The following is a 15,569-nucleotide window of genomic DNA, read 5'->3' on the forward strand; positions in this document are numbered from 1 at the left end:
AGGAAGAGCGGCATGCCCGAGCAGCAGTTCGTCCACCTGCACAACCACTCCGACTACAGCCTCCTCGACGGCGCCATGAAGACCAGGGCCATGGTCCAGAAGGCGGTGGCCTGCGGCCAGCCGGCGCTGGCGCTCACCGACCACGGCAACATGTTCGGCGCGGTGGAATTCTATCTCGAGTGCCGCAAGGCGGGGATCAAGCCCATCCTGGGCATGGAGGCCTATGTCGCCCGCGACATGCACGACCGGTCGGGCAAGGAGGCCGCGCGCAGCAACCACACCGTGCTGCTGGTCCAGAACGAGACCGGCTGGCGGAACATGGTCCAGCTCGCGAGCAAGGCCTACATGGAGGGGTTCTACTACAAGCCCCGCATCGACAAGCAGCTGCTGGCCGACCACGCCGAGGGCATCATCGCCCTGAGCGCCTGCCTCGGCGGCGAGCCCAACAGCGCGCTCATGCGCGGCGACGTGGCGGGAGCCGTGCGCGCGGCCAGCGAGTATCGCGAGATCTTCGGTCCCGACCGCTACTTCCTCGAGATCCAGAACCATGGTCTGCCCGAGGAGGAGCAGGTCCGCCGGCTCATGCCCGACGTGGCGCGCCAGGTCGGCCTGGAGCTGGTGGCCACCAACGACTGCCATTTCCTCGACAAGGATCACCACGAGGCCCACGACATCCTGCTGGCGATCCAGACCGGCAAGACCCTCGACGACCCGGGGCGCTGGCGATCGGCCACCGCCGAGGTCTACTTCAAGACCACCGACGAGATGCACGCGCTCTTCGCCGACTGGCCGCAGGCCCTGGCCAACACCGTGCACATCGCCGACATGGTCGATTTCGAGCTCGAGCTGGGCAAGCTGCTGCTGCCCCGGTTCCCGTTGCCGCCGGGCTTCGAAACCCCCGAGGACTACGTGGTCCACCTGGCCCACGAGGGCCTGCACCGGCGCTACAAGGAGATCACGCCCGAGCTGACCGACCGGCTCGAGTACGAGCTCGGCATCATCCGCAAGACCGGTTACGCGGGCTACTTCCTCATCGTCTGGGACTTCATCGACGCGGCGCGGCGCATGGACATCCCCGTGGGACCGGGACGCGGCTCGGCGGCCGGCTCGCTGGTGTGCTACTGCATGGGCATCACCGACATCGATCCCATCCGCCATCAGCTCCTGTTCGAGCGGTTCCTCAACCCCGAACGCATCTCCATGCCCGACATCGACGTCGACTTCTGCTTCGAGAAGCGCCCCGAGATCATCCGCTACGTCGAGCAGAAGTACGGCCGCGAGAACGTCTCGCAGATCATCACTTTCGGCACCATGGCCGCCCGCGCGGTGATCAAGGACGTTGCGCGGGTGCTGGATCTGGGCTTCGCCGAGAGCGACCGCATCTCCAAGCTGGTGCCGGAGGAGATCGGCATCACGCTGGAGCGCGCCATCGCCGAGGCGCCGGGCCTGCGCGAGGTGGCCGAGGAGTCGGAGATCCACGCCAAGCTGCTGCGCAACGCCCAGGTGCTGGAGGGGCTGAACCGCAACCCCGGCATCCACGCGGCGGGCGTGCTGATCACCCCCTCGCCGCTGGTGGAGCACCTGCCGCTCTACCAGAGCACCAAGGGCGACATCACCACCCAGTTCGACATGCGCATGAGCGAGGAAATGGGCCTCTTGAAGATGGACTTCCTCGGCCTGCGCACCCTGACCGTCATCGACAAGGCGCTCAAGCTGGTGCGCGAGACCCGCGGTGCGGCCCCGCGCGCCGAGGAGATCCCCACCGACGACCCCGCGACCTACCAGCTCCTGCAGGAGGGCCGCACCGTGGGCGTCTTCCAGCTCGAGTCGAGCGGCATGCAGGAGCTGGTGCGCAAGATGAAGCCCACCTGCTACGACGACATCACCGCCATCAACGCGCTCTACCGGCCGGGACCGCTGGGGGCGGGGATGGACGAGGTGTTCGTCGAGCGCAAGCACGGCCGCAAGCAGATCGAGTACAAGCACCCCGATCTCGAACTCATCCTGCGCGACACCTACGGCGTGATCCTGTACCAGGAGCAGGTCATGCAGATCGCGTCCAAGCTGGGCGGCTTCACCCTGGGCATGGCCGACAAGCTGCGCAAGGCCATGGGCAAGAAGAAGGCCGACATGATGGCCGAGATGAAGGTCAAGTTCCTCGCCGGCGCCGCGGAGAAGGGCTACGACCGGACCATGGCCACCGAGGTCTTCGAGGAGATGGAGTTCTTCGCGCAGTACGGTTTCAACAAGAGCCACTCGGCGGCGTACGCGCTCCTCTCGATCCAGACCGCCTGGCTCAAGGCGCACCACCCCGCCGAGTTCATGGCCGCCACCATGACCAGCGAGATGCGCAAGGCCGAGCGCATCATCCAGCTCATCGACGAGTGCAAGATGCTGGGCCTGGTGATCAACCCGCCCAGCATCAACCAGCCGCGCTCCGAGTTCGGGGTCGACGAATCCGGCGCCATCCTCTTCGGCATGGGCGCCGTGAAGGGCGTGGGCTCGTCGGCCATCGAGGCGGTCATGGCCGCGGCCGGCGAACTGGGGCGGCCGTTCGCCGACATCTTCGACCTCTGCGAGCACATCGACCTGCAGCGGGTCAACCGCAAGGTCCTCGAGAGCCTGATCCACGCCGGCGCCCTCGATTGCCTGGTGGGCGACCGCGCCACCCTCATCGCCAACCTCGACCGCGCCCTGGCTTACGGGCAGAAGTCGGCCCGCGATCGCGAGGGCGGGCAGGCCAGCCTGTTCGGCGGCGCCGCCGCGGCCGCGGCGCTCAAGCCCGTGCTGCAACCCGCCGAGCCCTACGACGCGCTGGTCGAACTCTCGCTCGAGCGCAAGGCGGTGGGCTTTTTCCTCTCGGGCCACCCATTCCAGGAATACCGCGAGCTCATGGCCTCGCTGCGCACGACCACCACGCGGGAGGCCGCCCGGCGCGGCGAGGGGGCCTGGGTCGATCTGGCCGGTGTCATCACCAGCTTCCGTCAGGCCCGCGACAAGCACAAGCGGCTGTATGCCCGCGCCCATTTCGAGGACCGCACCGGCATGGTGGAGGTGGTGATCTACGCCCGCCTCTACGAGACGGCGGCCGACCTGGTGGCCAGCGATTCGATCCTGGTGCTCGGCGGCCGCGTCCAGGTGCGCGGCGACGGCACGCGCGAGATCGTGGCCGACCGGCTGACGCGGGTGGACGAGGTGCTGGGCCGCTGGACGCGTGAGCTCTATCTCGAGGTGGACCTCGACGCCATGGGTGCCGCGGGGCTCGACCGGCTCGGCGCGCTGCTCGAGCGGTTCGCCGGGCCGCAGGCGTTGCCGGCGCTCGAGCACGTGGCTGCGTCCGGTCTGGTGCTGCAGGCGGCGGCCGCGCCGGACCAGCCGTTGCCGGAAGGGCTGGCGGCCACGGTGGCCGGAATGGTGGACGAGGAGGACCTGGCCCTGCCGGTGCCGGTCCTGGTCGACACGCTGCGCGGTGGGCGACGCTGGTTCCTGCAGTGCGGCCGGCAGCTGGCGCTCACCCTAGAGAGCCTGCGGGCGCTGCGCGAGCTGCCGGGAGTCCGCGGCATCCGCCTGGACGTGGGCCTGCCGGCGGCGGCGCCGCAGCGTGGCGGACGCAACGGCGGCTGGAACGGCAAGCAGCGCTGAGGCGCCGGCTGTCGATCATGATTATTCTTGTGACCGCGAGACGATCACGGCGGGCACGTTAGTAGAGGCAGGTGACATGGCTGATCAGGGTCGGGGACCATGGCTGGACTTCGAGCGACCGATCGTCGAGCTGGAGGAGCGGATCCGCACCCTCGAGGACTCGGCGGCCGTGGGCGGGGTCGACGTCCAGGACGAGGTGTCGCATCTACGCAGCAAGGCCTCCCGGCTCAGCCGGGACATCTTCGCCAAGCTGGAGCCCTGGCAACGGGTCCAGCTGGCCCGCCACGGGCGGCGGCCCACTACCCTCGACCTGGTCGAGCGCATCTTCACCGATTACCTGCCCCTGCACGGCGATCGGCAGTTCCGGGACGATCCGGCCATCGTGGGCGGCATGGCGCGACTGGACGGGCGGTCGGTGCTGGTGCTGGGGCACCAGAAGGGTCGGGATACCCGCAGCAACGTGCTGCGCAATTTCGGCATGGCCCACCCCGAGGGCTACCGCAAGTCGTTGCGACTGATGCAGCTGGCCGAACGTTTCGACCGTCCCGTGATCACCTTCATCGACACGCCTGGGGCCTATCCGGGCCTGGGCGCCGAGGAACGGGGCCAGGCCGAGGCCATCGCCCGCAATCTCCGCGACATGGCGGCGCTGGGCGTGCCCTCGGTGGCGGTGGTCACCGGGGAGGGTGGTTCGGGCGGGGCGCTGGCCCTGGGCGTGACCAACCGGATCTACATGCTCGAGAATGCGGTCTACAGCGTGATCAGTCCCGAGGGATGCGCGGCCATCCTCTGGCGCGACGGGGCCCGGGCCGCCGACGCGGCCAAGGCCATGCGGCTGACCGCGGCCGATGCGCTGGGGTACGGCCTGATCGACGGCGTGGTCGACGAGCCCGTCGGCGGCGCGCACCGCGACCACGAGGGCACCGCCCGCGCGGTGAAGGCTCAACTCCAGGACGCCCTGGCCGAACTCGACGGTCTGGACCCGCCCGCGCTCCGGGAACAGCGCTTGCAGAAGTTCCTGAAGATGGGCGAATGGTCGGAGAAGCATTGACATACGCCTTGTGGTTTGGTAATATCTCCCTTGCCAACCACTGCGAGGATCCTACCTTCCGCCGGACCGCCACCACGGTGCGACGGTTTTTCATGTCATCCTTCCCCGTCCTCGGTTACATTTTCGACCGGTTCGCAGGACCCGTTGCGGAATGCACGTGTCTTCCACTGACCCGGTGATGCGGAGCCCAGGAGGCAGCGATGCTCGACCCGAAGTTGTTGGAAATCCTGGCCTGTCCCCGATGCAAGGGGGCGGTGGAGCCCGAGGCCGATCATGGGGCCCTGATCTGCCCGGCCTGCCGCCTGCGCTACCGGGTCGAGGACGACATTCCCATCATGCTCATCGAGGAAGCCACGAGTCTGGAGGAGGGGGACCGGGATGATGCGTAATCCGGCTGGCGCCTGGTTGATCGTTGCGTTGCTTCTGTTGCCGGCGATGACGGTGGTGGCCGCCACCGACGTTCCGCCACCGCCCGGTGCGGTGATGAGCCGGCCCGTGCTGAAGGTGCTGTCCGCCGATGACGGGCGCACCGTGGTTCAGATCACCTTCCCCATCGACCGGGCGCCAGCCGACTGGTCCACGGCGGGCCGGATCGAGTGGACCGGGCTGCCCACGGTGGACCGCGAACCGGCCACCGACGAACTGGTCTACTTCGAGCCCTCCTTCGGCTTCCACGTGGCGGTGCCGGGCCGGAGCGCGCCCGCGTACCGGGTCGCGGCCCTGCGGTGGCATCAGGAGCCCCAGGATCCCACCGAGCCGGTGGTGCAGGTCGGCGTGCCTTCGCCTTCGCGAGGGGTTCCGCTGGCGCCCGTCACCATCCGGCCCGCTGCCGGTGGCGGCGTGCTGGACGCCGTCATCGTCGAGGTCGTCCACCCGTTGCCGGGCGATGCGGCCAAGGCGCTGGACGATCCGCGGCTGGCGCGCCGGGTCGCCGCCGAGAGCGCGCCGCCCTCGGTGGTCAACCCCGCGGTGCACGAACGCCTGCTCGCCGCGGCCATGGCGTTGCCGGCACCCGCCGACAAGGCGCCGCTGCCCGACTACTTCGGTCTGACCGATCGCTGGATCCGCCTCGAGGTCAGCGAGACCGGCGCCTATGCCTACGGCGCCCAGGAGATGGAAACGGTCCTGGGTTCGCTCGCCGGGGTCGATCCCACCAAGCTGCGCCTCTACAAGGGCGGCGGGCTGCCCCTCGACGAGAATCCCGAGCTCTCGGACGACGAGCAGGCCGAGCGCACCGGCCTGACCGAGGTGGCCATCACCGTCCTCGACGGCGATGACGGCGAGTGGAACCTCGGCGATCGCCTCCTCTTCTACGGCTTCGGCTCCTCGGTTTGGCGCGACCGTCTCGATCCGGCCGCCGACAGGCTCGACCACTTCGACCACCGCTTTGCCCCGACGGGGGTGTACTGGCTGACCTGGGAGGACTACGCCACGGCCAGCCCGCTGCCGGGATCGCCGCTGCGCATCGGCACGGTCTCGTCCCAGCCTGCGGGCCTGCCCGCGGTGACCACCCACACCGCCCGGCTGCACGCCGAGAAGAGCTTCGTCGACGTCACCGGCTACTTGGCCGACAACTTCGCCTGGGAGTATCTGATCACGGGCAACTGGCCGGCGAACTTCACGGTCGAGGGGCTTGTGCCCGGATCCAGCGCCGACTGGCTCATGGATATCCGCGCCCAGGTCGGCACCAGCGGCTCACTGTCCAGCTTCATCGCCCGCGGCTGGCTCAACAACGACACCGCCGGCGCGGTCACGCACGAGTGGAACATCAACGACCAGCGGAATCTCGAGCGCATCATCATCGCGGGCACGTCTTCGGCGCTGGTCAACGGGAACAATCGCCTCAACCTGGCCAACACGAACTACGCGGACACCGGCAAGCCCCTGATGTTCGACAGCCTGGATCTGGTGTACCCGGCCTACCTGGACAAACGGGCCTACGGCAAGGCGCTGTCCTGCGCCTTCTGGGGCGACGAGGTTTCCGAGCCCGGCACGGCCACCGATGTCCGGTTCACGCTGCCGGCCGGCGGCGACCATCGGCTATGGGACGTGACCACGCCCACAGCGGTGGCCAGCCTAACCGGTGATCTGCAGGCAGGCGATCCCCGCACGCTCACCGTGGGCCTCCTGCGTGATCCTGGCGAGACCCGGCACCTCCTGCTCTTCACCGACGACGACCTGCTCGGCGTCGACCGTGGGCTCAGGATGGAGGTCGCCCCGCTGCGCGCGACCGTGGGCGCCGTCGATTACATCGTGATCCACCCCGCCGAGTTCGCGGACGCCGCCCAGCGCCTCGCCGATCTCCGCAGCCGCGTGCTGCCCGGCGTGGAGAGCCCGGTGGCCCAGGCCGTCTTCGTCGAGGACATCTACGCCAACTTCAGCGGCGGCCAGAAGGACTGGCGCGCGATCCGCCAGTTCCTGCGCTGGAACTCGCTGCAATACGGCCGGCGGCTGGCCTGGGTCTGCCTGCTCGGCGATGCCAGCCGCGACTACCGCAACTATCTGGACCACGACCCGTCCTCGCAACTCGTGGACTGGCTGCCAACCGAAGAGGATGTGACGTTCCCCGGCAACCCCTATGTCGGCACCCTCACCAACCCGTATTCGACGGACGAGGCGCTGGTGGCCTTCGATCTGCCGCCCGAGAACATCGCCCACGACATACCCGACCTGGCCATCGGCCGCCTGCCCGCCACCAGCGTGCAGTCAGCCAACGATCTCGTCGACCGGATCCTGGCCTACGAGGAGGAGCCACCTGCGGGCAACTGGCGCAACCGGGTGGTGCTCTGCGCCGACGATCTCCGCTACCGGGGTGTCGATCCCGCCTGGAACGAGGAGGCCCACACCGAACAGGCCGAGGTCCTATCGGGGCTCTACATGCCTCCCTCGCTCGATCAGCAGAAGGTCTATCTGCTCGATTACACGCTGGTGGGCTCCTACAAGCCCGAGGCCCGCCGGGACCTGCTGGCCAGCCTGAGCGCGGGCACCACGGTCTTCTATTACGTGGGGCACGGCGCCGCCGAGGTCCTGGCCGACGAGCAGGTCATGGTCATCGACGACATCCAGTCGCTCACCAACGGGGGCCGCCGCTTCCTGTTCATGGCCTTCAGCTGCGACGTCGGCGTGTTCGCCTCGCCCAACAGCCAGTGCATGAGCGAGGACTTCGTGACCGCGGCGCAGGGTGGCGGCATCGCCTCCATCGCCGCCTCGTGGCTCAGCTATTCCTATTACAACAACTTGCTGAGCGACGCGTTCTCCGCGGTCTACTGGCCGGACCGGAGCGTGTCGACAACCAGGACCCTGGGAGAGGCCCTGCGTCAGGGCAAGGCTCAGATGTGGTCCCAGAGCCTCCCCTCGACGCCCATCCTCAACGCGCGGCGCTACAACCTGATGGGCGATCCGGCGCTGCGCCTGGCCCAGCCGGTGAGCAACCTCGAATTCAGCGCGGCGTCCGACGACACCCTGCGCACGGGGCGCTTGCACGCGGTGGACGTGGATCTCGTCGCCGCCGGTCTCGATCCGAGCGCCGATGCCGAGTACGAGCTGTGGGCACAGGAGAGCGATGTCGCGGCGCCTTATGTCATTTCCAACGGCACCGTGCAGTACTGGCAGCGGCTCGGCCGGCCGGTGTTCCGGGGGAACGGCCCCATCGTCGGCGGCCAGGCGGTGGCCTCGTTCATCGCGCCGCTGAGCCTGCGCACCGGCGAGGGTGGACGCCTGCGCTGCCTCGTCAGCGACGACCGGTCCGCCAGCGTGGCGGTGAACACGGTGCCCGTGGTCCAGGTCAGCGCCGATGCGGGCGGCGATGTCTTCGGCCCCGATATCCGGCTCGGCTTCCCCGGAGGCCGCGTCCGCGTCCGCCTCGGCGACCCGCTGACCGCCGACCTCGAGGATTCCAACGGCATCAACATCATCGCCACCAATCCGGCCAACAGCGTGCTGCTCGAATTCGACCGCAGCGGGATCTACAACAACGTCTCCGACGACGTGCTCTTCACGCCGGGCAGCTACAGCCGGGCTTCGCTGGTCACCTCGCTGCCCAACGACCTCACGCTGGGCGAGCACACCGTGGTCATGACCGCCAGCGACATGTTCGGCAACGTGGGCACCGACACCCTCGGCTTCGTGGTCGAGGCCGGGGGCGCTGCAGGCATGCGCGATGCCACCGTGTTCCCCAATCCCACGCCGGGCCCCTGCCGGCTGGTCTGCGATCTGACCAGCGCCATGGATCTGCAGTGGGACATCTACACCGTGTCCGGGCGGCGCCTGCGCACGGTCCGGTCCAGTTTCGCCGCCGCCGGGCCTGCCATCCTGCACTGGGACGGGCGCGACGGCGAGGGCGACCAGATCGCCAATGGAACGTATCTTTACGTGCTGCGCGGGACCATGTCCGGTGACGGCCACGAACTTCGCAAGACGGGACAGCTCGTCATCATGAGATAGGGCCAGCCGCTCGCTGTCCCTGATGATCGCCAACGGAGGTATCTGACCGATGAAGCGCACTCTAATCGTCACCCTGCTGGGCCTGATCGTCCTCGGCGGCGCCATGCCCGCCCTGGCCGGTTCCGGCGCCGGCGCCATCGTGCTGTCGTTCCCGATCGGCGCGCGCTACAACGCGCTCGGCGAGGCAGGGACAGCGCTGGCCCAGGACGCCACGGCGGCCTGGTTCAACCCCGGCGGCATGGCCTTCCTCGGCGACCGTCGCGAGACGCACGACCTCCAGCTCATGTACTCCAAGCTGGCCGCCGGCCTGGCCGACGACATCGCCCTGACCTGGGGCGGCTACGCCGGTGAGCTCGGCGGCGGCGCCTTCGGGGTGAGCTTCACCTACCTCGACATGGGCGAGCAGCAGGGCACCGACGAGGCTGGCAACCCCACCGGCACGTTCTCCTCGTACGAGTACGTGATCCAGGGCAACTACGCGCTCAAGCTCTCGCCCAACCTGGGCATGGGCTTCGGCATCAAGTACTTCCGCGACAAGCTGGCTCCCGACAGCTCGCTCCAGGACCGCGCCGGCGGCTCGGGCGACAGCTTCGGCGTCGACCTCGGCATGCTCTGGAAGGTGCCCTCGGTCAACCTGAACGTGGGTGTGAACGTGGCCAACCTCGGTCCCGACATCAAGCACGTGGACGCCGACCAGGCCGATCCCATGCCGCGCAAGTTCGCGCTGGGCGTGGCCTACGGCCTGTTCAACAGCGAATACATGGGCCTGCTGCTGGTGGGCGATTACCAGCTGCCCCTGTACAAGTGGCAGGACGACGAGTACAAGTTCGGCTTCGAGTCCTCGCAGGACGAGTGGGGTGTGGGCGCCGAGTGGAACTACGACCGTTCGCTGTTCCTGCGCGCCGGCTACAAGAACGCCGACTACGGCGAGATCAAGGACTGGACCTTCGGCTTCGGCGTGGACATGAAGAAGTGGCTGCAGCAGGCCATCATCTTCGACTTCGCGTCGGTCCCGCAGGCCGAGGGCCTCGACCGCGTCAGCCGCTTCACCCTGGGCTACCGCTGGTAGCGAGCCATCCGGGCCGGTCCCCTGCCGCCCATCGCGATCCCGCGCCCCCTGGTCACCGACCAGGGGGCGGTGGAAGGAGTCACCGTGCCGCGTCGTGAAGGTATCCTGTCCTTGCTCAGAGCCGCGTGCCTGCTGGTCCTGATCACCCTGGTGCCAGGCGTTCCCGCCAACGCCGGGCGGATTCCCGTGCAGAAGCTGTCGTGGAACGAACTGGCGGCCCAGCCCGGCGGCCAGCAGCTCCTCGACCGCGAACTCCACCGGCAGGAGGTGTACCATCAGCGCTGGCACGAGGTGCACGATCTGCTGGGCGGCCGCCATGTCTCGGCCAAGTCGCGCCAGTGGCTCGCGGCGCAGGGGCTCGGCCCGGCGCGCCTCGCCGATCCGCTGGCCAGGCTGGAGAAGGCCGAGCCGGTGACCCTGCGCATCCTGCTGGTGCGGATCGCGTTCGAGACCAACCGCGAGCCCGATCTGACCACCATCGCGCCCGATGGCGATTTCATGCTCGGCCAGCCCGACCCCGACGATCCGCTGCCCATCGATCCGCCGCCTCACAACCGGGCGTTCTTCGAGTCGCACCTGCGTGGCCTGAGCGAGTTCTACCGCTACCAGTCCGGCGGGCTGCTGACCATCGAATCACGGGTGCTGCCCGAGGGCGACGTGGACAGCTACAAGGTCTCCGACGTGGCCGACTACGGCCCGGGCGCCGGCGGCTTCTGGACGCTGCAGGGACTCGAGACCCTGGTGCGCGACATGATCGACGCCGCCGACGCCGGCACCCAGGCCGACGGCTCCGCCGATCTCGGCGACTACGACGACGACCACCCGCTGACCTACATCATCTTCGCCCACGCCGGCAGCGACTGGCAGAGCGACATCAACCAGGACTCGCCCAACGACATCCCCACCTTCTTCGTCACCCTCGGCGAGCCCCACGATCTGCTCGGCGGCGGCCGGCTCTCCGAGTGCTCGGTGATCCCCGAGACCACCTACCAGGACGACTACCGCGGCAGCATCGCCGCCGCACTCTACCACGAGTTCGGCCACGCGCTGGGCCTGCCCGACGTCTACGACGCCACCACCGGCCTGACCAGCGTGGGGGTCTGGGACCTCATGGATTCGGGTACCAACCTCTCGGCGACCATCGGGGTGGAGGATCCCGACGCCCCGGGCGAGATCATCGGCCTGCCAGTCACCGGGATCCTGCCGCCCTCGCTCTCGGCCTGGTGCAAGTGGTTCCTGGGCTGGGTGGACGTGGGGATCGTGCCCGGTGGCGAGGCCACCACCTACAAGCTACCCGCCGTCGGCGTCCCGCGGGCACAGTACCGCTTCCATAACGACCGGGTGGCCGGGAACGCCTTCGACGAGGGTCAGCCCCAGGTGCTCATCGGCGGGATCTCCTCGCGGGAGTTCTTCCTGGTGGAGAACCGCTGGGTGCCCCTCTCCGAGGACGGCACGCCTTACGACCCCTACGACCCCGAGACTGGCTGGGGCGGCCTATACTTCCAGACCGATCCCACCGGCGAGCCCGACGAACGGACCGGCGTGGTGCTCTATCTCGGCGGCGACATCGATGGCGTCGAGGGCTACAACACCGGCTACTACGACTACTTCCTGCCCGAGGGCGGCCTGCTGGTCTGGCACGTGGACATGGACCGCATCGAGGCCAACCTCGCCGACAACGCCATCAACATGTACGGCGACGGACTCAAGCTGGTGGAAGCCGACGGCATCCAGGACATCGGTGTGCTCGACGCCTACGTCCTGGGCTGGTACGGCAGCGACCGCGATCCCTTCTCGCCCTGGAACGGCGTGGGTTACACCGAGCTGTTCCCGCAGGGAGCCGGCGTTCCCACCAGCCGCGCCAACGACCGATCCTGGACCGGCCTGCGCCTCTGGGACATGGTGGACGACGGCCAGGCCCACGGCGCCGTCATGGCGCTGCAGGCCACGGTGGAACAGGTGCTGCCGGGCTGGCCGGTGGAATTGCCCGCCGCCCAGGTCGACGACGCGGCCACCGCCCGGGCGCTGGACACCGCCAGCGTGACTTCGCTCGCCGGAGCAGACGGTCGGGACCTGATCGTCGCCTGCGACGATCCCCTGACCGGGAACAGCCCCTGGCTCTTCGCCTGGACCGCCGACGGAGAGGCGGCCTACCCGCCGCCCGACGGCTCGGCCCCGCGCTTCGCCGTGACCGCCCTCTCCGACGAGCTGGCCGGACCGCCGGCCGCGGTCACCCTGACCGGAGGACAGCCGGCCCTGCTGGTGGGGACCCGCGACGGTACCGTGCAGGCCTTCGCGCCCGGCGCCGCCTTCACCGAGTTGTGGAGCGTCAGCCTGGGGGACACGCTCCTCGCCGGTTGCCAGCCGATCCCCCTGGACGAGAGCGGCCCCTGGCTCTTCCTGGCCATCGACGGTGCGGGCATGGGTCACCTGCTCGACGAGGACGGGCAGACCGTTGGCGAGCCGCGTAGCCTGCTCGGCCTGGCCCCCGCCGCACCGGTGGCCCCGCTCCGCGTGGTTGTGCACGACGGCGATCCGGCGATCCTGGTCTGCAGCCACGATGGTTGGCGCCTCGTCCCCCTGGATGCCGGCGGCTTCACCGACGGCGGCGTGGTGGAATCCCGTCACCTCGCCAGCCAGACCGAGCTGGCGGTGGTGCCCCGTGACGGAGGCAATCTGCTGCTCACGTTCGCGGATGATGGCTACCAGGCGGGCTGGCTCGTCGCCGACGATGGCGGCGTGGCCCTGGTCGACTGGCCCGATCCCGCCGCCGCACTGATCGGCGAACCGGCCGTGGCCGACCTCGACGGCGACGGCCACCTCGACGTGGTCGCCGCCACCGCCCAGCGCCTGTTCGCCTGGCAGGACAACGGGACCCTGCTCAACGGCTTCCCCGCCGATCTGGCCGACATCTTCCCGCTCCCGGACACGACCCGGGTGACGGGTTCGCTCCTGGTGGCTGACCTCGTCGGCGACCCGCGCAACGAACTGCTCTTCAGCACCGACCAGGGGCATCTCTTCTGCCTCGACGGCGTCGGCCGGGTCCTCGAGGGCACCCCCTTCCGCTTCGGCGGCAACGACGGTTCGAGCCTGATCGCCGTGACCCACGACGGGGACCTGCTGAGCCTGGCTCTGGCGAGCCGGGGCGGCCTGGTGGGTGCGCCCCTGGAGACGCGGTTCACCCACGGCCGGATCGCCCTCTATGGCGAGCAGATCCAGGACCCCGCGGCCCGGTCGGCTGGCTGGTTCGGCCTCGGTGGCGGGCCGGCGCGCACGGGCACCGTGGGCCAGCCGCGCGCCGTCAGCGGCGCCGACCCCGCGGCCCGCGGCCAGGACAACGTGGTCTTCTATCCGAACCCCCTGACCAGCCGCAACCTCGCGGTGCGCTTCTTCAGCGCCACCGATCGGGATGCCGAGCTCACGATCTACAACCTCGAAGGCCAGGTGGTCCTCGAACGACGGCTCGCCGCCGAGGCCGGCCGCATCAACGAGTACACCCTGGATCTCGACGTGGCCTCCGGTCTCTACCTCGCCCGTCTGACCTGCGAGACGAGCTCTGGCAAGGTGACCGACGAGGTCCGAACGCTGGCCGTGGCCCGCTGATGGCCGCGGTGAAAGGACGACCCATGCGCTTGCGTCACCTCGTCTGTGCGACCCTGCTGGGTATGCTGATCCTGGGCGCGTTGCCGGCCAGTGCGGGCGATTCGGACTGGCTCCTGCGGCAGGCCGATCTCGAGGTCGCGCGCCTGACCGGCGAGCTTCCCACCGACACACGGGACTATCAGGACGATTTCGCCGGCGGGAAGGCGGCCATCGGCACCAGCAGCGGCCGTTCGCCAGCCGTTCCCATGCTCATGTCGCTGATCCTGCCCGGTGCCGGCGAGCTGTACCTCGGCCACAAGCGCGGCTTCCTGCAGATCGCCCTCGACGCGGCCTCCTGGTACGGCGCCATCTCCAGCGCTAGCAATGGCAGCGACAAGAAGGACGAGTACTACGCCTACGCCGATGCCCACTGGTTCGAGCCCAAGCTGCAGGCCGCGTACGACACCGAATGGGGGCCGGACCGCCCCTACTGGAATCCGGACTACGACTACATGGCCGGCGACGGCTTCGACTACTTTCCCGACGTCACCGGCGGCTACACCAGCCTGCCGCTCTGGGTGAGCAAGGAAGCCGACCGGCGCGAGTACTACGAGAACCTCGGCAAGTGGGACCAGTTCGTGTTCGGCTGGGACGATTACACCGATCCGCGACTCTTCCTGGGGGTGGAGGAGGCGGACATCGCCAACCTCAAGGATCCCCGCACCAGCGCGCATCGCGAGGCCTACCGCGATCTGCGTCAGGAAAGCAACGACTACTACGCCAAGCGCGACCGCTTCATCTACCTGAGCATCGCCTTCCGGGTGTTCAGCGTGTTGCAGGTCGCCTACCTCGAGGGGCTGCTCTTCGGTGGCGGCAGCAGCGGCGACGAGCCCCAACAGCTGCGGGTCGGCAGCCACGAGGTCGATTTCTTCGTCGAACCGGTGGGCTATTCCCGGGGCGTCATCGGCGCCACCGTATCCTTCTGAGAGGGGACAGACGTGAAGCGAGCGAGCATTGTGATCTTGGTCGCGATCCTGCTGGCAGGGTCGGCGGCCTCCGCTCAGGAGGGCATGGCGCGGTGGCTCGACCCCGGCGACTGGGACGGTCGCCTGGGCGCACAGGAGATCGGTGGCCGGCAGGACTTCGAGACCGCCCTGGACGAGGGACAGGGGACCTCGGACACGGGGCGGCGGGTGAAGGCGGGCGCGCTGTCGCTGCTGGTGCCCGGCGCCGGGCAGCTCTACAACGGTCAGAAGTCCAAGGGCCTGATCATGCTCGGTGTGGAGGCCGTGATCTGGGGAGCCTACATCGGCTTCGACAAGCATGCCTCGGGCCTGGAGGACGACTACAAGAACTGGGCCGGCCAGTACGCCGGCACGATCGGCGACCACGAGGACGGCTTCTGGCAGTCGGTGGGCCGGTACATGGACAGCGATGCCTGGTACGAGTCCCAGCTCCGCGAGGCGCGCGCCTTCGGTGAGGCGGCTCCTCCGCCGCCGGGATCGAGCGAGGAATGGCAGTGGCGCAGCGAGGGGTACCGCAGCGACTACCAGAACCTGCGCGCCGATGCCAACGAGGCCTATGACCGGCGCGACATGATGATCCTCTTCGCCATCCTCAACCGCGCCATCTCGATCTTCGACGCGGTCCGCAACGGTGGCCAGGATCCCTCCGGAACCCCGGCCATGGGCGCGCGGATCATGGGGATGGATCTCGCCCTGGAGATGTCGCGGCCGTTGCCGCGCCCCGAGGCCCGGGCCGTGGCTTCCTGGAGCTTCTGAC

The 15,569-nt window shown here is 69.0% G+C and carries 8 protein-coding genes; all 8 read left to right on the forward strand.

Annotated features, from left to right (window positions below; all coding sequences use genetic code 11):
- The first annotated feature begins 12 nt into the window (after window positions 1-12).
- The 8 genes from dnaE (at window position 13) to IFSED24_RS04470 (ending at window position 15,568) form a co-directional block, all read left to right on the forward strand.
- Complete coding sequence (dnaE, locus tag IFSED24_RS04435) at window positions 13-3,642, forward strand: DNA polymerase III subunit alpha (RefSeq protein WP_491334013.1); 3,630 nt, start codon at window positions 13-15, stop codon at window positions 3,640-3,642.
- A 76-nt stretch (window positions 3,643-3,718) separates the two neighbouring features.
- A complete protein-coding gene (locus IFSED24_RS04440; protein WP_491334014.1) occupies window positions 3,719-4,693 on the forward strand; it encodes an acetyl-CoA carboxylase carboxyltransferase subunit alpha in 975 nt (324 codons plus the stop codon).
- Window positions 4,694-4,893: 200 nt separating this feature from the next.
- Window positions 4,894-5,082 carry a Trm112 family protein gene (locus IFSED24_RS04445; RefSeq protein WP_491334015.1) on the forward strand — a complete coding sequence of 63 codons (189 nt, stop codon included), beginning with the start codon at window positions 4,894-4,896 and terminating at the stop codon, window positions 5,080-5,082.
- Window positions 5,072-9,136 carry a type IX secretion system sortase PorU gene (gene porU / locus IFSED24_RS04450; protein WP_491334016.1) on the forward strand — a complete coding sequence of 1,355 codons (4,065 nt, stop codon included), beginning with the start codon at window positions 5,072-5,074 and terminating at the stop codon, window positions 9,134-9,136. Before IFSED24_RS04445 ends, porU begins: the two co-directional genes overlap by 11 nt.
- 49 nt (window positions 9,137-9,185) lie before the next feature.
- Complete coding sequence (locus IFSED24_RS04455) at window positions 9,186-10,205, forward strand: PorV/PorQ family protein (RefSeq protein ID WP_491334017.1); 1,020 nt, start codon at window positions 9,186-9,188, stop codon at window positions 10,203-10,205.
- 111 nt (window positions 10,206-10,316) lie between these two features.
- Complete coding sequence (locus IFSED24_RS04460; RefSeq protein WP_491334018.1) at window positions 10,317-13,808, forward strand: immune inhibitor A domain-containing protein; 3,492 nt, start codon at window positions 10,317-10,319, stop codon at window positions 13,806-13,808.
- Between the two features lie 23 nt (window positions 13,809-13,831).
- Complete coding sequence (locus tag IFSED24_RS04465; protein ID WP_491334019.1) at window positions 13,832-14,773, forward strand: hypothetical protein; 942 nt, start codon at window positions 13,832-13,834, stop codon at window positions 14,771-14,773.
- A gap of 12 nt (window positions 14,774-14,785) precedes the next feature.
- Complete coding sequence (locus IFSED24_RS04470) at window positions 14,786-15,568, forward strand: DUF5683 domain-containing protein (RefSeq protein ID WP_491334020.1); 783 nt, start codon at window positions 14,786-14,788, stop codon at window positions 15,566-15,568.
- Window position 15,569: the final 1 nt, after the last annotated feature.

Source organism: Candidatus Latescibacter sp. IFSED24 (genome assembly GCF_058273205.1).